Consider the following 17,445-nt stretch of genomic DNA (forward strand, 5'->3'; position numbering starts at 1 on the left):
TTAGCGGGCAACGACCTACCGGGCCAGCCTTACGCCAGCAGCCCCAAGGATTTGGCTTTGGCCACCGCCTGTGTACGCCGCTCCACCCCAAGCTTGCCGTTGATGTGGCTGGCGTGGGTTTTCACGGTGTGCAGTGAAATGAACAGCCGCTCGCTGATCTGCTGGTTGGAACAGCCTTGGGCAATCAGCTCGAGCACGGCCAGCTCGCGGCCACTCAGGGCCTCGCCGCTAGCCGTGCTGGCGCTTGGCATTTGCGGCAGGCGCTTGAGCAGCTCTGCCTGCACCGGGCAAGCGGCCCTTGCCTGCAACTGCTCGTGAAGCCACTGGGGATGCTTCTCCAGCAAAAGCTGGAACGGTTGCAACACGCCGCCATGGGCCGCTTCCAGCAACCTTGGCAACAACTGCACGGCCTGCCCTTCCCGGCCTTCGCTCAGCAACAAGGCAAGCCACTGGCACAGGGCGCTGACGGTGAGCATCATGCCGCCACTGGCCTGGCCGCGTTCGACCAGGCCAGCCAGGCGTTGAGCGGCGTCGTCGCAACGCGACTGGATACGTTCGAGCAACGCTTGCTGCAACTCGATGTGCATCGGCAGCAGCGGGTGGAACTCCGGTGCTGCCGCCGGTTGCTCGCCGCCATAGGTCTGGCCCAGGCGCAGCAGCCATGACTCGGCCAGGTCGGTGCGCCCCTGGGCTAGCCACAACTCGCATTTGACCAGGGTGATCATGGCCAGGTAATAGACCGGGGGGACGTCCCAGATATGCATCAGCCGCTCGGCCTCGGCCAGCTCGGCAAAGGCCTCGGCAAAGTGCCCTTCCCGGCCATCGAGCGTAGCGATCACGCAGTGCCCGATGAGCACGCTGATGTCCCGACAAGCCCGCGCCTCGCCCAGCCCCGCGCGCAAGCGCGCACGGCCCTGGGCCGGCTGCAGGCGCGCGACCAGCAGGTAGCCTTCGTAAAGCATCAGGCGGGCGCGTACGGCATACAGGCGCTGTGCCGAAAGCCCCTGCAAGCGTTGCAGCCCCTCGCGCACTTCATCCAGCGCCCGCAAGACCTCGCCACGGGCGTGCAGCACCCGTGCCCGGTCGTAATGGGCCAGGGCCTCGAACAACGGGTTGCCGACACGCTGGGCCAGCTCCAGCGCCTCGCGGTTCCAGCCACGGGCCCGCCAGAAGTCGCCATCGGCAATGGCCAGGTTGGACAACGTCGACAAGCACACCAGACGTTGGCCGTAACGCTTGCTTGGCAGGCTCTGCAGTGCTTCACCGCAATAGGCCAGGGTGCGCTCGCGGTCACCACGGCCACGGGCGATTACACCACTCAGCGCCAGCCACTGGGCCAGCATGGACTTTTGCGCGGTCGCCGAGGGTGCCGGCAGAAAACGGCTGAGGTAACCCGCCAGTTCCTCGGCCGCGTCCAGCTGGCAAGCCAGGCCCAATGCCCAGCTGTACAGCACGATCAGGCGTGGCGTGCTGATCAGTAGGCTTTCGGGCAGGTCCATCTTCCAGCGCAGCAACATGCCGACGTTCTGTTCGGCCAGCAGCTGCTCCTCGGACAGGCTCTGCACCAGGCCGGCAGCGACATCGAGGTGGCCGGCACGCAGCGCCTGCTCCACCGCCTCGTCCAGCAGGCCCTGGGTTTCGAACCAGCGGCAGGCACGCAGGTGCAGGCCGGCCAGCGGTTCGCTGGCCTGGCGGCTGCGCAGCAGGTCGGAGAACAGGTGGTGATAGCGGAACCAGTGGCCATGTTCGTCCAGCGGCACCAGGAACACCTGGTGTGCCTGCAGGAAGCGCAGGATTGCGGCACTGTCGTGACGGCCACGCAAGGCATCGCACAATGGGGCGCAGAAGCGCTCCTGGCAGGCCGTGTCGTACAGAAAGGCCTGTACGTCGGCGGGCAGCATGTCGATGACTTCTTCAAGCAGGTAGTCGCGGATCAGGCCCTCACCACCATGCAAGGCCTGGGGCAAGGCCTGCTCGTCAGCGGACTCGCTGGCCGCCAGCTGCCAGAAGCGCAACCCGGCCACCCAGCCATCGCTGCGCTGGATCAGGTTGTCCAGAGCCTGGCCGCGCAGACCGGTGGGCTGGCGGCCGATCACCGCCAGGGATTCCTCGGCGGTCAGGCGCAAATCCTGTTCGTTGAGTTCGGCCAGTTGCCGCGACAGGCGCAGGCGCGCCAGATGCCAGTCCGGGCGCTGGCGGCTGGTGACCAGCAACACCAGGCCGGCGGGCAGATGGTTGAGAAAGAACTGCAGGCAACGGTCGAGCACCGGCCCCTGGGCCAGGTGATAGTCGTCCAGCACCAGCAGCAAAGGGGTATCGGCTTGCAGGTACAGCGCCAGTTCGTCGAGCAGGCCATCGAGCCATTCTTCGAAGGCGAACGGCTGGTGGCGCTGGCGCATTTTCAGCAGGCCCATGGCCTGGCCGCCCAACGCCGGGCAGTACTGCTGCAGGCCTTCGAGCAGGCGTTCGAGGAAGCGGCCTGGGTCGGCATCTCGTTGGCTCAGACCCAGCCACAGACTACGCCAGTGCTCGGGTAGCGCTTCGCAGAATTCGATGGCCAGGGAGCTTTTGCCGAACCCCGCCGCGGCATTGACCAGCAGCAAGCGCCCGCCAAGGCCGGCTTGCAGACGCTGACACAGGCGTGGGCGCGGCACATGGCCGTCTGGCAACGGCGGCCGGAAGAAACGCCCGTCCAGCAGGCCCACGGCCTGGCTGGCGAATCCATGCGTACGGGACAGATCTATCATGGCCGGCTCGTTCTGGTTGGAAGACTACGGCGGTATGGATGCTTGCGAGACTAGCGGGTAACGCAGCGCATTTGAAGATGATGGGGACAATTAGGCTGTAAAAGACTACGACAAAAAGCAACAACGCTGATGGACAAGGCCTGGGGCGAGGGTTTGGTGGAGTATTCAGCAGATTTATTGCCTGTTCGGGCCTCTTCGCGGGCAAGCCCGCTCCCACAGGGACCGCGCATTTCCAAAGCTCAGCGCCAAACCTGTGGGCGGTAAATAGAAACGCCCCGGACAAGCCGGGGCGTTCTGGGGATCACACGGAGTGAATGACGCTCGGATCAACGAATACCCGACTGGCGCAATGCCGCAGGCTGGAAGTCAGCCTTGCTGGCGCTGAAGCCGAAGTCGTAGGCCCGCTTCTCTTCGTTCTTCATGCCCAAGGCCAGGTAGCGGCCCGACTGCAGGTCGTAGATGGTCTCCAGGGTGTACCACGGCACGTCCATGTTGTAATACGGCTGGGCGTGGGCCTCGGATACGCGCCACAGCTGACCACGGCCGTCGTACTGGTCGATCACCGCGGCCTGCCAGGTGTCTTCGTCGATGTAGAAGTCACGCTTGGCATAGATGTGCCGCTGGCCCGGCTTGAGGGTAGCGACCACATGCCAGACGCGACGCAGCTCATAACGGGTCAGGTCCTGGTTGATGTGCCCGGCCTTGAGAATGTCGGCGTACTTGAGCTTCGGGTCATCCAGCTTGAAGGCGTTGGAGGCGATGTACATCTCCTTCTTGCCCTCCAGCTTCCAGTCGTAACGGTCTGGCGCACCGTTGTACATGTCCAGGTTGTCCGAAGTGCGCAGGCCGTCGGCAGCGGTACCCGGGCCGTCGTACGACACCTGCGGTGCCTGACGCACGCGGCGTTGGCCGGCGTTGTAGATCCAGGCCTTGCGCGGCTCCTTCACCTGATCGAGCGTTTCGTGCACCAGCAGCACGGTACCGGCCAGCCGCGCAGGCGCGGTCACTTCCTGCTTGAAGTAGAACAGGATGTTGCCAGGGTTGTTCGGGTCGTAGTCCTTCATCTTGTCGCGGAAGACGAACTGGTCGGAGAAGTACACCAGGCTGTAGGAGCCGTTCTGCTGCGGCGTGGCCTGGGTCACCAGGCGGCTGACGCTGCCGCCACGGTAGCGGGTGATGTGGTTCCAGATCACTTCCAGACCGCTTTGCGGGATCGGGAACGGCACGGCCGTGCGGAAGTTGTTCAGGCCGTTGCCGCCTTCGACCAAGGTGGTCTTGGTGGCGTTTTCCTTGATGGCGGCGAACACCTCGGCGGGTACCGTGGAGCCGCGGTGGGTCTTGAACACCGGGATCCTGAAGGTGTCCGGGTAGCGCTTGAGCATGGCCAACTGGCCCGGCGAAAGCTTGTCCTTGTACTGGTCGGCGTTCTGCGCGGTGATGGTGAACAGCGGTTTTTCACTGCCGTACGGGTCGGAGAGGAAGCCCTTGCCATCGACACTGCCCGCCGTCTTCGACAGCGGCTCCCACGGGCCGATCGAGCCATCGGCATTGCCGGCCTTTTCGGCGCCCATCGGGGTCAGGGTGCTGCCCAGCTTGGCCGCCTCGTCGGCGGATACCGCAGCCATGACGCTGGTCGCCAGCAGGGACAGGCCCAGCACACCGGCTTGCAGCAGACTTCTGGTCTTGTTCATGTCGTGTCGTCCTGGATCTATATGCTTAGAAGTTCACGCCGAAGCTGAGGGCGACGAAGTCGCGGTCATCCACGGTGGTGTACTTGCCGTCGAAGAAGTTGGTGTAAGAAAGGCTCGCCGTATAGGTGTTCTGGTATTCGGCGTCCAGGCCCAGGCTGACAGCCTTGCGACCTTCCTCGAAGTTGCCACCTGGGCCTGGCGAGTAACCATCTACGTCGTGCGACCAGGCCACGCTCGGCTTGAGGTTGACCCCCGCAAACACATCGTTGTAGTCCCAGATGGCGCGAGCGCGGTAACCCCACGAGGTGCTGGTGGTGAAACCATCGCTGTTGCAGTTGCGCGACAGGTTGGCGGTAGAGCTGCCCAGGCCAGAGCCACCGATGGTGGAACCGTTGAGCGCGGTACACATGCCACCGGGCAGTTCGCCAGGGCCGTAGACCGGGTCACGGCCATAACGTACCTTGCTGGTACTTTCCAGGCCGCCGACATGAGTAACACCGACTTCGCCCACCACAGTGAGGCGGCTGGCGCCCATGACTTGATCGAAGAAGTGGGTGAAGGTGGTCTGGAACTGGGTGATTTCCTTGCGCCGGTAACCGTGCAAGTCCTCACCAGGTGCCCCCTGGAGCAAGGATGCGTTACCGAACCCGGCCAGCGGCGTGACACCAGCGAACAGGATGTCGGTAGAGTTCAGCTGCACCGGTGCATTGGGGCGATAGCTAAGCTCGCCGCTCCAGGCGGTACCGGTAGGCAGCGTGGTGGAGAAGCTCAAGCCATACAGGCGGATGTCTTCTGGATACTCGACGAAGTACTGCGAGTTGCCGGCAATGAGCAGCGGGCGCAGCCCCGATAGCGGCGTTGGCGTCAGGCTATTGGCAAAATCGAACGCAGCCTGGGAGGCGCCGGTCGCACTGAAGATCGGCGCACGGCTGTGGTAGTTCATGAAGTACGCACCGAACTCGGTATCCAGCGGCTCGAACATGTAGCGGAACGCCACGCCGAACTGGCCACCGTCGCGAGCATCGCGATCGGCACCACGCCTTACCAGCACGCCCTCTTCGTTGTAGTTGACGTTGTTGGCAGCAAGCACGCCCCTGGCAAGCGCTGGCAGCCCATTGAGGGTGCGGCTGCTGCTGAGCACGCGCAGGTTGTCGGTACAACCGTCGGCAATGATGTCCGGCTGGGAGAAGAAGGTGCCGCAGTTGTCGACGACCGTCTGGTCCCATTCGATCTGGTAGAAGGCCTCGGCCGACAAGTTGTCGGTCAGGCTCTGGGAGATGTAGAACATGTTGACCGGGATCAGGCCTTCCTTGATCTCGGCCCCCGGGCGACGAAACGCCGACACGTCGATGGGGTTGATCGAGTTGATGCCGCCGCCGATGAAGGTACTTTCACCCCAGCTCACCACCTGCTTGCCCAGGCGCACCGAGCCCGGCTGATCGCCGATGGAGTAGTTGTGATAGACGAAGGCGTCGAGCAGCTCGGCGCCGGACGACTTGGCGCCCTCCTTGCGATTGGAATCGCTGATGTCCTTGAACTCGCGGCCTTCGTCCTTCAGCTCGAAGTCGTACCAGTACTTGCCGCGCACGAACACACCGGTGTCACCATACTTGAGCTCCAGGTCATGGATACCCTTGAAGATCTTGGAGAAGGTTTCGCCCTTCTTGAAGTTCAGGTGGCCATCGTCGGACGTCTGCGACAGGCCCTTGCCGCCGTTGTTCACCCCGATCAGGTTCTTGTTGGGGTTGGCAGTCGACCAGCTGGCGCCGATGGAGAGCGAAGAGTCGAACTGGCCTTCGATTTCACCAATGTTGAAACTGACCGCGAAAGCAGGACTTGCGAGCGTGGAAGCAAGGCTGACGGCCAAAGGCAACTTGGCCCGGCGCCAGAACAGGTTTGCAGATTTCATCGACGCTACTCCATGTACTTTTTTGTTATGGCAGTGAGTCCTTTCAAGAACGGCCCGGGCGACCGGTTTGCAGGCTTGCGCCCGCGGCGACACGGCTTGCGCGTGTCGCCCTCCCCCATTCCTGAAAATCCCCTGGCCCCGACTATAGCCAGCAAGGCACAGGCGCTTGATCCCTCTAAAGTGTGATTTGCGCTCCATGCCGCCAGCTCGCTGCTATGTTGTCCTGGTTGCGGGCTGGCAGTGCTCAAGGATGGCGCATTTCTGCCATTTGGCAAGGCGCCGGCCCCTCTAGCATGCGGGTCGCGTTCTGGCGCACACGACCCGCACCGTGGCTACAGCGTGGAAAGGAACGCGCTGTTGCTGGCCTGCCACTGGACGATGTCCTGGCGAATGCGTTTCTTGTCGAGCTTGCCGACACTGGTCTTGGGAATTTCAGTAACAATGGCGATCTGGCTTGGAATCGCCCACTTGTTGATATGCCCTTGCTCGACGAATGGCTTGAGGTGTTCCTTGAGCGCCTTGGCGTCGATGGCCTGGCCGTCGCGCACCACCAGCAGGGCAAACGGGCGCTCGCCCCACTGCGGGTCGGCAACCCCGACCACCGCCACTTCGCGTACCGCCGGGTGGCGGCTGACCAGGTCCTCCAGGTCAAGCGAGGAAATCCACTCGCCGCCGGTCTTGATCACATCCTTGATGCGGTCGCGGATGTCGATGTAGCCCATGCCATCGAGGGTGGCGACATCACCGGTGTGCAGCCAGCCGCCCTGCCACAGCTCTTCGCTCTTTTCCGGCTCCTTGAAGTAGCCCATGGTCAGCCATGGCGCACGCAGCACCAGTTCGCCCTGGGTTTCACCATCGGCAGGCAGGAAGTTGCCGTCGCCATCGACGATGGCCGCCTCGACCAGAGGCACCGGCACGCCGGCCTTGATACGGTAGGTGACGCGCTCATCCTCGCTGCCGGCCTGCAACTCGTCGTTCAGGTGCGCGGCGGAGATCAGCGGGCAGGTTTCGGACATGCCATACGCCGCCGTCAGCTGGATGCCACGCGCCAGGGCGGCCTGGTACAGCGAACGGTTGAGCGCGCTGCCGCCGATGATGATCTTCCAGCCGCCGAAGTCCTGGCCTTGGGCGGTCGGGCAGTTCAGCAGCATCTGCAGGATGGTCGGCACGCAATGGGAGAAGGTGACTTTCTCTTCGCGCCACAGCTTTACCAGCATGTCCGGCTCGTAGCGCCCCGGGTACACCTGCTTCATGCCGAGCATGGTGGCGGCGTAGGGAATGCCCCAGGCGTGCACATGGAACATCGGGGTGATAGGCATGTACACATCGTTGCTGCCCAGCAGCCGCACGCTGTCGATACTGCCGGTCACCGAGGCTTCGGCCAGCGTATGCAGCACCAGTTGCCGGTGGGTGAAGTACACCCCCTTGGGGTTGCCGGTGGTGCCGGTGGTGTAGAAGGTGGTGGCCACCGAGTTCTCGTCGAAGTCCGGGAAATCGTAGCGTGGGCTGGCTGCGGCGAGCAGTTGCTCGTACTCGCCGACCAGGTTGGGCAACTCGGCGGTCTTGTCCGGGCCATCGGTCAGCAGCAGGGTCTTGTCGACGGTGGTCAGCTGCCCGGCAATGGCCTGGTAGAGGCCGACGAAGTCGCTGTTCACCAGCACCACGCGGTCTTCAGCGTGGTTCATGGTGTAGAGGATCTGCTCGGGCGACAGGCGCACGTTGATGGTATGCACCACCGCACCGATCATCGGGATGGCGAACATGCATTCGAGGTAGCGATGGCTGTCCCAGTCCATCACCGCCACGGTGTCACCGGCCTTTACCCCAGCTTCGGTCAGCACATTGGCCAGGCGCGCGATGCGCTCGTCGAGCTGTGGATAAGTCAGCCGCAACTGATCGCGGTAGACGATTTCGCGGGTCTTTTCATAGCGGCTGCCGGACATCAGCAGGCGTTTGATCAGCAGTGGGTAGGCGTAGGCGCCCTCGGCGGGCTTGATGATGCGGGTCTGCAACATGGGTATCCCTTTTCTGAAAAGCGGGCCGGACAAGTCTGGCAACTACTGTAGTTCGCCAATGTGACGGCTAAATCAGCCAAAGGAATGATTTGCGTGGCAGAGGTATGAGCGGGCGGGCGTTGACGGGCAGTAACCGCGGGCTAGACACTGCGCTGAGCGGCTTCAGGATTTGTACTGGAGCTCCATGGCCCTTTCGCGGGTAAACCCGCTCCCACAGGTACTCCACCAACCTTTGGGGTTGTGCAGTACCTGTGGGAGCGGGCGTGCCCGCGAATGGCCACACCGCAGCACCATTATCCCGCCCTGCCACCGGAGAACCCCATGCCCAGCCCGCGTCGCGCCGTGTTTCTCGATCACCAGTCCCTGGACCTGGGCGATCTCGACCTCTCGCCCCTGAAGCAGCAGTTCGACGAGTTCGAGTTGTTCGCCGCCACCCGCCCGGACCAGGTCGCCGAACGCCTGCAGGGCGCCGTTGCCGTGGTCAGCAACAAGGTCATGCTCGACGCCGCAGCCCTGGCTGCCAACCCGCAGCTCAAGCTGATCCTGGTGGCCGCCACCGGCACCAACAATGTCGACCTGGTGGCAGCGCGCGCCCAGGGCATCACCGTATGTAACTGCCAAGGCTACGGCACGCCGTCGGTGGCCCAGCACACCCTAGCCCTGCTGCTGGCCCTGGCCACCCGGTTGTGCGACTACAACCAGGCGGTAGCCGACGGACAATGGGCCAAGGCCAGCCAGTTCTGCCTGCTGGACTTCCCAATCGTCGAACTGGAGGGCAAGACCCTCGGCCTGCTCGGCCACGGTGAACTGGGCGGTGCGGTGGCACGGCTGGCCGAGGCCTTTGGCATGCGCGTTTTGAGCGGGCAGATCCCCGGGCGCCCGGAACGCGCCGACCGGCTGCCGCTGGACGAACTGCTGCCGCAAGTCGATGCCCTGACCCTGCACTGCCCGCTGAACGAGCACACCCGGCACATGATCGGTGCCCGGCAGTTGGCCCTGCTCAAGCCCAATGCACTGGTGGTCAATACCGCCCGGGGTGGCCTGATCGACGAACAGGCGCTGGCCGACGCCCTGCGCAGTGGCCACCTGGGGGGCGCTGCCACCGACGTGCTGAGCGTCGAGCCACCGATCAACGGCAACCCGCTGCTCGGACCCGGTATCCCGCGCCTGATCATCACCCCGCACAGCGCCTGGGGTGCGGTGGAGTCGCGCCAGCGTATCGTCGGCCAGCTCAGCGAGAACGCCCAGGCCTTCTTCGCCGGGCAACCACGCCGCATGGTCAGCTGAGCCCGGCGCCCGCCTCTGCTACACTGCGCCACTTTTTCAGGAGGCGTCGTCCATGGACCCGCGCAGTGAAGTGTTGCTCCGCCAGGCAGAGCTGTTCCAGGGGCCGCTGCTGGTCGCCGGCGCCCCCGCCGACGACCTGCTCGGCCAATTGCCCCAGGCCCAGGCCTGGACCTGGCATGCGGGTGATCAGGCCATGCTCGAAAGCCGCTTCGGCGGCCGCAGCCACTACGCGGTCGAGCCCCCGCAGGTAGCTTTCGACAGTGCCGTGCTGTTCCTGCCCAAGTCCCGCGAATTGGCTGCCTACCTGCTCAATGCTCTGGCTTCGCGCCTGGCCGGCCGCGAGCTGTACCTGGTCGGTGAGAAACGCGGCGGCATCGAAGGCGCGGCCAAACAGCTGCAGGCCTTTGGCAAACCGCGCAAGCTCGACAGCGCCCGGCATTGCCAGCTGTGGCAAGTGACCGTCGACCAGGCACCGCAGGCAAAACCGCTGGAAAGCCTGGCCGAACGCTTCGAACTCGCCCTGGAGGACGGGCCGCTGCAAGTGGTCAGCCTGCCTGGAGTGTTCAGCCATGGCCGCCTCGACCGGGGCACCGCGCTGTTGCTCAAGCACCTCGACGGCCTGCCTGACGGCCATGTACTGGACTTCGGTTGCGGTGCCGGGGTGCTCGGCGCCACGGTCAAACGCCGTTATCCACAAAGCCGGGTGACCCTGCTGGACGTGGATGCCTTCGCCGTGGCGGCCAGCCGCCTGACGCTGGCTGCCAATGGCCTGGAAGGCGAGGTGATCAGCGGTGATGGCATCGACGCAGCGCCGACCGAACTCAGCCTGATCCTGAGCAACCCGCCGTTCCACACCGGGGTGCACACCAATTACCAGGCTTCGGAAAACTTGCTGAAAAAATCCGCCGTTCATCTGCGAAAAGGTGGCGAAATGCGCCTGGTGGCCAACAGCTTCCTACGCTACCAGCCGCTGATCGAAGGGGCGCTGGGCAACTGCCAGGTACGCGACGAGGCCGACGGTTTCCGTATCTACCAGGCAACACATGGATAAAAACAGCGCTTGCCGAAAGCGTTTTGCCTAGGCAGAATCCGCACCGTCCTAGGGGAGTAGTCTCCCGCGAGCACCCTGCTCGCCCGGTACGCGTCAACATACTTGGTCCATAGACCATGGCGCGTGCGACCCACCATGCCAGCCTGCATGGAAAGATCCGCAAAGACGGATCCAGGGTTTGACAAGACCTATGACACGCACACCTTACCCGGGGCGGGGAGGTTGTACGTGTCATAGCCGTGTCGACCCGCCCCCGTAGGAAACCTGATGCTGGAATCTTTGCTGGTCCCCACCGCCATCGTTGCGCTCGCCGAAATCGGCGACAAGACGCAACTGCTCGCGCTCATTCTCGCGGCCCGCTTCCGCAAGCCGTGGCCGATCATCGCCGGCATCATCGCTGCCACCCTGGCCAACCATGCCGCGGCGGGGGCCGTGGGCGCGTGGGTCGGCAGCTTCTTCAGCGATTCGACATTGCACTGGATCCTGGCCGCAAGCTTTACCGCCACAGCGCTGTGGACGCTGATACCGGACAAGATGGATGACGATGAAAATCCGGCACGCCGCTTCGGGCCGTTCCTGACCACGCTGATCGCGTTTTTCCTGGCCGAAATCGGCGACAAGACCCAGGTCGCCACGGTGATGCTGGCGGCACAGTACCCGCACCTGATCATGGTCATCATCGGCACCACCCTGGGCATGCTGATTGCCAACGTGCCGGTGGTGCTGGCAGGTAACTTCGCAGCGGACAAACTGCCGTTGACGCTGATTCGGCGCCTGGCGGCCACGGCGTTCATCGTGCTGGCGATCGTGGCCGTGTACTCGGCGATGAAGGCCAGTGGCTGGATTGGGTAACTGCCAAAGGGGCCCCGCTGCGGCCCAATCGCCGGCAAGCCAGCTCCCACAGGGACTGCACAGGGCTTGAGATCGATGCGGTCGAGGTGGGAGCAACTGTCTTATATTGCCTGGGCTGGCCTCATCGCCGGCAAGCCAGCTCCCACAGGGACTGCACAGGGCTTGAGATCGATGCGGTCGAGGTGGGAGCTGGCTTGCCGGCGATTGGGCTGCAAAGCAGCCCCTTGCAGACTTACTGCTTGGCCGCAGCCTGATACAACGGCATCACCTTCGGAATCGCCGCCTGCAACGAAGCAATGCGGCTATCGGACGCCGGGTGAGTGCTCATGAACTCAGGCGGCGCGCCTTCGGAGGCCTTGCTCATCTTGTTCCACAAGGTGATCGCGGCATTCGGGTCGTAACCGGCACGCGCCGACAACTCCAGGCCGATCAGGTCGGCTTCGTTCTCGTTGGCACGGCTGTTGGGCAAGGTCATGGCGTAGTTCACCACGGTATCGGCCAGGGCCATGCTGCTCTGGCCCAGGCCGAAGATGGCACCGGCACCCTGGCGGGCCATTTCCACGCCGTATGCCTTGGACATCGCCTCGCGGCTGTGCTCGCGCAGGGCGTGGGCAATTTCATGCCCCACCACCGCGGCAATTTCCGCATCGGTGAGCTTGAGCTGATCGATCAACCCGGTGTAGACGATGATCTTGCCGCCCGGGCCGCAGTTGGCGTTGAGCTCGTCGCTCTTGATCACGTTGACTTCCCAGTTCCATTGCGCGGCATCCGGGCGGAACCTGGGCGCCTGGGCGATCAAACGGTTGGCGATCACCTGCACACGCTTGGCATCGGCGCTGGACTTGTCGAGCACGCCTTTGCTCGATGCCTCACCCAAGGTCTGCTGGTATGACTGGGCGTACATCTGGTTGACCTCATCGGTCGAGAGCATGCTGAACATATATTGCTTGCGCTCAACGCCGACAGCACCGCCGCTGGTGGTATTCACTGCCTGGCAGCCAGCTAGCAGGATGCCAGCGCTCAACAGGCTGACGACAAAAGACTTACGCATGAAAACACTCCCTATCTACATGCGGCGTATCCTAGGCTGAGTCGGCTGGAGCCGCCATAGCCGCAGGGAAGATTTTCGTAGCCGGCACTGGCCCTATCGCCGGCAAGCCAGCTCCCACCTCGACCGCATAGGCTTCAAGCCCTGTGCAGTGCCTGTGGGAGCCGGCTTGCCGGCGATGAGGCCAGCCCAGGCAATACAAGACAGTTACTCCCACAGGGAGGTGGGAGCTGGCTTGCCGGCGATAGGGCCGCTGCAGGCAACCCATCAGGCCGGGGTCAGGCACTCCGGTGCATCCAGTTTCGGGTCGTTGACGAAGTTCGCCAGGGCCCGCTCGCGCAACGTCGCCGGCGGGCTGGCCAGCAGCTCATGCAAACGCGTCAACGGCGTATCCGGGTCAAGCCAGGCCGCCTGCCCCGCCTCGTCCAGTATCAGCGGCCGACGCTGGCTCATGGCCGCCTGGGTCACCACCGCACAACTCAGCCACACCTGGTCCTGCACCGGGTAGGCCTCCCACACCGCTGCGAAGTACAGTGACGAACCCTCACCCGGGGTCAGCCAATAGGGGCGTTTGCGCACGCTGCCGCGCCATTCGTAAAAGCCGTTGGCCGGCATCAGGCAGCGACGCTGGCGAAACGCATCGCGAAACATCGGCTGCTCGGCCAGAGTTTCGGCGCGGGCATGGGCAGGGGTGCGGGACAGGTCGGTGAGCCAGGCCGGGGTCAGCCCCCAGCGCGCCTTGGCCAGCTGCTGCTGGCCGTCGAGCTGGCGCTGGATCAGCACCGAAGCCCCCGGCGAGATGTTCCATTGGGCCGGCTGGCCATCGGGAAAGCCAGGCAGACAGGCAAGCGCCTGGGGCCAGCGAAACAGGGCATAACGTCCACACATGGGCGAATTTAGAACCTAGCAGATCAAAGTACCGGGGAAACTCTCCGGTTCGTCGCCAACCAGTGGCTGGGCGTCATTGTACGCATCGATCAGTTGCCGTGCGTACTCGGCCTGCTCATCGGCCACGGCAAGCCCCAGCAGGCCCTGCATCGGCAGCTCGCCAGCGGCACCGACCAGGTCACGGCCGACCAGGTGCACCTCGACCCCCTCGCTGGCGAGCATGCCTGCCAGCATCTGGGCCTCGAGCAGGCTTTCCGGCTCGTAGATCCGCTTCATCAGGCATCGTCCTCGCGCCGCACTTCGAGCATCCATTCGTCACCATGCACCTGCAGAATGAACACCACAGGCTGGCAGCACACCTGGCAATCTTCGGTGTAGACCTGGTCGCCACCGGACAGATCGACGGTGGTTTCCACACGTTCGCCACAATAAGGGCAATCATAGAAGTCGGTTTCCAGCATCGCGGTCTCCGCAGTGACTTATGCGTATAATTGCCGGTCTGTTTACAGGGTCTGTGTGCGTCCGAGCCGTTTTTCGGAGCCCGCCCCTACCTTATTACCCTAGCCGTTTCCAACAAGAGAGCATGATGGGCGAATTCGATGCCATCCGACCGTATGACGACGCTGAGGTCCCTGCCGTTCTGGCACGCCTGCTCAGCGACCCGGCATTCCTCGATATCCTCACCCACTTCCGCTTCCCGCGTGCGGCCGGTGCTCTCGGCTGGTTGCTCAAGCCCCTGATCGCCCGCCGCCTGCGCAAGGAATTCGCCGGCGTCACCTGTGTCTCGACCTTGCAGGACAAAGTCGAGTACTACGTCGACCAGACCATCGATCGCGCCACCGACGGCGTCACCTATTCGGGCGTGGAGCAGCTCAAGGCCGGCACTGCCTACCTGTTCCTGGCCAACCACCGCGACATTGTCATGGACCCGGCCTTCGTCAACTACGCGGTATACCACGCCGGCCTGCCGACCCCACGCATCGCCATTGGTGACAACCTGCTGCAAAAGCCGTTTGTCAGCGACATGATGCGCCTGAACAAGAGCTTCATCGTGCACCGCTCGATCAGTGGCCGCCGCGAGAAGCTGGCGGCCTACCAATTGCTCTCGGCCTACATCAACCATTCGATCCGCAACGACGCCACGTCGATCTGGATCGCCCAGGCCGAAGGCCGGGCCAAGGACGGTGACGACCGCACCGACTCGGCGATCCTCAAGATGTTCCACATGAGCCGCAAGGACGAGCCATTCGGTGCGGTGATCCAGAGCTTGAACCTGATACCAGTGTCGATCAGCTACGAATACGACCCTTGCGACCAGGCCAAGGCCCGCGAGCTGTACATCCGCGCTACCACCGGTACCTACAAGAAGGCGCCGGGCGAGGACGACAACAGCATCGCCAAGGGCATCACCGGCTACAAAGGCCGAGTGCACATCAACTTCGCCCCGCCGGTGACCGAGTACCATGAGGACACCAAGCAACTGGCGGCGGAAATAGACCGGCAGATCCTCGGCGGCTACCGGCTGTTCCCGGTGCATTACCTGGCCTATGCGATGTGGGACGGCAAGGATGAAGCCCTGCAGGTGCCGAGCGCCGAGAAGGTGTTCCCGGCCGATGAGCTGGCCCGGGCCAAGGAAGAATGGCAGCGCCGCCTGGATGCCTGCCCTGAAGAGCAGCGGCCTTACCTGGTATTGCAGTATGCGACGCCGGTACGCAACCAGTACCAGGTCAAGCAACAGGCGCCGGTTGCCTGAAGTACCATGGGGGCTGCTTCGCAGCCCCAGGTTCTCAAACCCAGGTACTGAACCAGGACAGCAGCAGAGCCATCGCCAGGCACGAAAACCCAAGGATATAGAAGTACTTGGGCACCCGCAGGCCGAACGCGTCCACCACCCCGTCCTCCACTGCCAGGCTCTCGCGGGCTTGCACCTCGCGCCGCCGGGCACTGTGCAGCAGCAACCCGCCCGGGCAGGTCAGCAGCAGCGCCAGCAGGTTGATCAGCTTGGTGGGGTGGGCGGCCAGGAACCCCCAGAGCACTTGCAAGGACATCACGCAACCTCGGTGTAAGCGACGGCAAAGGCCCGCATTCTACCCAAGTCACACCCCGGCGCCCGGCCTTGGCGACAAACTGTCATTAATTTCATCTGTCATGCGCTCGTCATCAGAACAGGCCACCCTGTCGGCCTTTTCATGATCCGGAGCTTGTTCAATGCTGCACGCCGAAAACCAGGACCGCCTCTATCTCGTTGCCCAGAGCGATGAACAACAGGCGCTGATCGATGGTTTTGCCATCAATGTGCAGGACCGTCAGTGGCTGGTCTACTGTGCCCTGGGCGGGCATGTGCATGAGGACTTGCCGGACATCGATACCCATACCGGCGTCAGCTTGCTGGATTTCCAGATATTTGAAGCTGCTTAAACCTGTACCGGCCTCTTCGCGGGCACGCCCGCTCCCACAGGGATATCACTGGACCTGAGCATAGTGATATTCCTGTGGGAGCGGGCGTGCCCGCGAAGAGGCCGGTACAGACAACAAAAAACCCGCTGCCTGACACACAGGCAGCGGGTTTTCTTTTCCAGCTGAAAGCTTACTGGCCCAGCACCTGCCCGATGGACGGGTCCTTGAACAGGCGGGTCAGCGCATCGCTCAGCACATCGCCCACCAGTTGGGTGTTGGTATCCTGGTTCGGCGCCATGCCGAAGCGCTGGTCCAGCGAAGCGCCGTAGCGGCCGCTGTAGCGGCGGCCGCCATTGGTCACGTCGGCACGGAAGGTGGCGCCGATGGTGGCTTCGGTCACGTAGAGGTTGTCTTTCGGCGATTGGTATTTCAGCTCGGCCAGGGTCACGGTCAACTGCGGCGCGTTGTAGGCGTTCGGCGTCGGGGTGAAACCGAGCAGGCGCACGGCGGCTTCGGCCTGGGCCTGCAGCTTGGGCACCACGTCGTTACCGCTGACGCTGATGGTGCTGGTCTCGGGGTACATGCCACCGCGAGTGCCCAGGGACTGCGAAGGCCGACCATCGACCACCTTGACCACCACCGGCTGGCCATGGCCGACCGGAGCGAGCTGGGCCTTGAGCGTGGGTTGCGGGTTGAGTTGTTGCGGGCTGTGGGCACAACCGACCAGGCTGAGGCTGGCCACGGCGAGCAAACCGAACAACAGACGTTGCAACATGCGCGTTACTCCAGAAAATGCGGCGAAGGCGCACAGTATACCTAGCGGCAAGCTATAAGCGGCAAGCTGCAAGTGAAAGCAGATCGCACGACGGGCTGGGTTTTTCTTGAGGCTTGCAGCTTTATGGCTTGCCGCCCAGAACCATTGTCACAATCGTTTCATGGCCACGCCCTTATCCTTGGGCCAAGCCCTAATGCACAGGACTCGCCGCCATGGCCTCGCTCTGGACCCTGCTCTTCCAATACCCGCGCCACAACACCTATGCCCGCCTGGACGCCGCAGGCAAATGCCTGGCCTTCAAGCAATGCAGCCAGGCACCCAGCGGTAGCGGCTGGGTCCAGATCAGTGAAATCCAGCTCACCTGGCTGGGCCGCGAGCTACCCGCCAGCGCCCGGGTTTGCGCCCGCGCAAGCCGCCGCTGGCACCAGCGCATCCTCGCCGCCTGACAAACGCTGCAATAAAAACCAAGAATGGCGACATTTCTGCCCGCGACATCGCTATAATCTCCCCCCGATTATAAGGACGTCTCCTGATCGGGCCCCGCATTCGCCGATTGACCCCGGCACCTCCCGCTTCGCCCACAGAGAGCCTTCCACTCAGGTCTTGCATCGGCTGTCGTGCCTGCTTTCCGGCCCTTCGCACTGCATGAACCTGTGGGTTGCCATCGCGCAGTCCCCTTTTGAGGTTCACGTCTCCAAAAGAGCGTGAAAAAACGGTTTTTCACAACTTCACGAGAGTGTGGCGAGCAAATGAACAGTCTGGCATGTGCAAAAGCGGCAGATGTG

At 63.4% G+C, this 17,445-nt stretch carries 16 protein-coding genes and 1 riboswitch; of the genes, 6 read left to right on the top strand and 10 right to left on the bottom strand.

The window, feature by feature from the left end; genetic code table 11:
* Positions 1 to 29 precede the first annotated feature (29 nt).
* The 4 genes from TZ03_RS03835 to TZ03_RS03850 form a co-directional block, all read right to left on the bottom strand.
* Positions 30 to 2,747 (bottom strand): LuxR C-terminal-related transcriptional regulator, encoded by a 2,718-nt coding sequence (locus tag TZ03_RS03835; RefSeq protein WP_051095841.1) that lies wholly within the window; start codon positions 2,745 to 2,747, stop codon positions 30 to 32.
* Between the two features lie 326 nt (positions 2,748 to 3,073).
* Complete coding sequence (locus tag TZ03_RS03840; protein ID WP_051095842.1) at positions 3,074 to 4,438, bottom strand: DUF1329 domain-containing protein; 1,365 nt, start codon at positions 4,436 to 4,438, stop codon at positions 3,074 to 3,076.
* A 25-nt stretch (positions 4,439 to 4,463) separates the two neighbouring features.
* On the bottom strand, positions 4,464 to 6,347 hold the full coding sequence (locus TZ03_RS03845) for a DUF1302 domain-containing protein (protein ID WP_051095843.1): 1,884 nt from the start codon (positions 6,345 to 6,347) through the stop codon (positions 4,464 to 4,466).
* Positions 6,348 to 6,679: 332 nt separating this feature from the next.
* Positions 6,680 to 8,362, bottom strand: coding sequence for a fatty acid--CoA ligase (locus TZ03_RS03850; RefSeq protein WP_051095844.1), 1,683 nt, complete (start codon positions 8,360 to 8,362; stop codon positions 6,680 to 6,682).
* Positions 8,363 to 8,683: 321 nt separating this feature from the next.
* Between TZ03_RS03850 and TZ03_RS03855 the strand changes: the two genes are divergently transcribed.
* The 3 genes from TZ03_RS03855 (at position 8,684) to TZ03_RS03865 (ending at position 11,552) form a co-directional block, all read left to right on the top strand.
* A complete protein-coding gene (locus TZ03_RS03855; RefSeq protein ID WP_051095845.1) occupies positions 8,684 to 9,649 on the top strand; it encodes a 2-hydroxyacid dehydrogenase in 966 nt (321 codons plus the stop codon).
* Positions 9,650 to 9,701: 52 nt separating this feature from the next.
* Complete coding sequence (locus tag TZ03_RS03860) at positions 9,702 to 10,700, top strand: class I SAM-dependent methyltransferase (RefSeq protein ID WP_051095846.1); 999 nt, start codon at positions 9,702 to 9,704, stop codon at positions 10,698 to 10,700.
* A 39-nt stretch (positions 10,701 to 10,739) separates the two neighbouring features.
* Positions 10,740 to 10,879, top strand: a riboswitch (yybP-ykoY riboswitch).
* A gap of 88 nt (positions 10,880 to 10,967) precedes the next feature.
* Positions 10,968 to 11,552, top strand: coding sequence for a TMEM165/GDT1 family protein (locus tag TZ03_RS03865; protein ID WP_051095847.1), 585 nt, complete (start codon positions 10,968 to 10,970; stop codon positions 11,550 to 11,552).
* Between the two features lie 232 nt (positions 11,553 to 11,784).
* On the opposite strand, the gene TZ03_RS03870 is transcribed toward TZ03_RS03865, so the two are convergent.
* The 4 genes from TZ03_RS03870 to TZ03_RS03885 form a co-directional block, all read right to left on the bottom strand.
* Positions 11,785 to 12,603, bottom strand: a complete 819-nt coding sequence (locus tag TZ03_RS03870) for a M48 family metallopeptidase (RefSeq protein ID WP_051095848.1) — start codon at positions 12,601 to 12,603, stop codon at positions 11,785 to 11,787.
* A gap of 264 nt (positions 12,604 to 12,867) precedes the next feature.
* The gene (locus tag TZ03_RS03875; protein ID WP_051095849.1) at positions 12,868 to 13,488 is read right to left on the bottom strand and encodes an SOS response-associated peptidase; all 621 of its coding nucleotides are present in this window, start codon (positions 13,486 to 13,488) and stop codon (positions 12,868 to 12,870) included.
* Between the two features lie 15 nt (positions 13,489 to 13,503).
* On the bottom strand, positions 13,504 to 13,764 hold the full coding sequence (locus TZ03_RS03880; RefSeq protein ID WP_051095850.1) for a putative signal transducing protein: 261 nt from the start codon (positions 13,762 to 13,764) through the stop codon (positions 13,504 to 13,506).
* Positions 13,764 to 13,949 (bottom strand): CPXCG motif-containing cysteine-rich protein, encoded by a 186-nt coding sequence (locus TZ03_RS03885; protein ID WP_051095851.1) that lies wholly within the window; start codon positions 13,947 to 13,949, stop codon positions 13,764 to 13,766. The genes TZ03_RS03880 and TZ03_RS03885 overlap by 1 nt, the downstream gene beginning before the upstream one ends.
* Positions 13,950 to 14,071: 122 nt before the next feature.
* On the opposite strand from TZ03_RS03885, the gene TZ03_RS03890 reads away from it, so the two are divergent.
* Complete coding sequence (locus TZ03_RS03890) at positions 14,072 to 15,241, top strand: 1-acyl-sn-glycerol-3-phosphate acyltransferase (RefSeq protein WP_177328430.1); 1,170 nt, start codon at positions 14,072 to 14,074, stop codon at positions 15,239 to 15,241.
* Between the two features lie 34 nt (positions 15,242 to 15,275).
* On the opposite strand, the gene TZ03_RS03895 is transcribed toward TZ03_RS03890, so the two are convergent.
* Positions 15,276 to 15,536 (bottom strand): hypothetical protein, encoded by a 261-nt coding sequence (locus TZ03_RS03895; protein WP_051095853.1) that lies wholly within the window; start codon positions 15,534 to 15,536, stop codon positions 15,276 to 15,278.
* A gap of 160 nt (positions 15,537 to 15,696) precedes the next feature.
* Here TZ03_RS03895 and TZ03_RS03900 point away from each other — a divergent pair, with 160 nt between their 5' ends.
* The gene (locus tag TZ03_RS03900; protein ID WP_051095854.1) at positions 15,697 to 15,906 is read left to right on the top strand and encodes a hypothetical protein; all 210 of its coding nucleotides are present in this window, start codon (positions 15,697 to 15,699) and stop codon (positions 15,904 to 15,906) included.
* A 169-nt stretch (positions 15,907 to 16,075) separates the two neighbouring features.
* Here the strand turns inward: TZ03_RS03900 and TZ03_RS03905 are convergent, their stop codons facing one another.
* Positions 16,076 to 16,660 (bottom strand): YajG family lipoprotein, encoded by a 585-nt coding sequence (locus TZ03_RS03905; protein WP_051095855.1) that lies wholly within the window; start codon positions 16,658 to 16,660, stop codon positions 16,076 to 16,078.
* A 212-nt stretch (positions 16,661 to 16,872) separates the two neighbouring features.
* On the opposite strand from TZ03_RS03905, the gene TZ03_RS03910 reads away from it, so the two are divergent.
* Positions 16,873 to 17,106, top strand: a complete 234-nt coding sequence (locus TZ03_RS03910; RefSeq protein WP_051095856.1) for a hypothetical protein — start codon at positions 16,873 to 16,875, stop codon at positions 17,104 to 17,106.
* Positions 17,107 to 17,445: the final 339 nt, after the last annotated feature.

The organism is Pseudomonas sp. 10-1B (genome assembly GCF_000935045.1).
Lineage (GTDB): Bacteria > Pseudomonadota > Gammaproteobacteria > Pseudomonadales > Pseudomonadaceae > Aquipseudomonas.

Coding starts and splice junctions, on each gene's coding strand:
- TZ03_RS03840 (WP_051095842.1), bottom strand. CDS start 4,438: ATGAACAAGACCAGAAGTCTGCTGCAAGCCGGTGTGCTGGGCCTGTCC.
- TZ03_RS03905 (WP_051095855.1), bottom strand. CDS start 16,660: ATGTTGCAACGTCTGTTGTTCGGTTTGCTCGCCGTGGCCAGCCTCAGC.
- TZ03_RS03865 (WP_051095847.1), top strand. CDS start 10,968: ATGCTGGAATCTTTGCTGGTCCCCACCGCCATCGTTGCGCTCGCCGAA.
- TZ03_RS03880 (WP_051095850.1), bottom strand. CDS start 13,764: ATGAAGCGGATCTACGAGCCGGAAAGCCTGCTCGAGGCCCAGATGCTG.
- TZ03_RS03890 (WP_177328430.1), top strand. CDS start 14,072: ATGATGGGCGAATTCGATGCCATCCGACCGTATGACGACGCTGAGGTC.
- TZ03_RS03910 (WP_051095856.1), top strand. CDS start 16,873: ATGGCCTCGCTCTGGACCCTGCTCTTCCAATACCCGCGCCACAACACC.
- TZ03_RS03845 (WP_051095843.1), bottom strand. CDS start 6,347: ATGAAATCTGCAAACCTGTTCTGGCGCCGGGCCAAGTTGCCTTTGGCC.
- TZ03_RS03850 (WP_051095844.1), bottom strand. CDS start 8,362: ATGTTGCAGACCCGCATCATCAAGCCCGCCGAGGGCGCCTACGCCTAC.
- TZ03_RS03860 (WP_051095846.1), top strand. CDS start 9,702: ATGGACCCGCGCAGTGAAGTGTTGCTCCGCCAGGCAGAGCTGTTCCAG.
- TZ03_RS03885 (WP_051095851.1), bottom strand. CDS start 13,949: ATGCTGGAAACCGACTTCTATGATTGCCCTTATTGTGGCGAACGTGTG.
- TZ03_RS03835 (WP_051095841.1), bottom strand. CDS start 2,747: ATGATAGATCTGTCCCGTACGCATGGATTCGCCAGCCAGGCCGTGGGC.
- TZ03_RS03870 (WP_051095848.1), bottom strand. CDS start 12,603: ATGCGTAAGTCTTTTGTCGTCAGCCTGTTGAGCGCTGGCATCCTGCTA.
- TZ03_RS03900 (WP_051095854.1), top strand. CDS start 15,697: ATGCTGCACGCCGAAAACCAGGACCGCCTCTATCTCGTTGCCCAGAGC.
- TZ03_RS03895 (WP_051095853.1), bottom strand. CDS start 15,536: ATGTCCTTGCAAGTGCTCTGGGGGTTCCTGGCCGCCCACCCCACCAAG.
- TZ03_RS03855 (WP_051095845.1), top strand. CDS start 8,684: ATGCCCAGCCCGCGTCGCGCCGTGTTTCTCGATCACCAGTCCCTGGAC.
- TZ03_RS03875 (WP_051095849.1), bottom strand. CDS start 13,488: ATGTGTGGACGTTATGCCCTGTTTCGCTGGCCCCAGGCGCTTGCCTGT.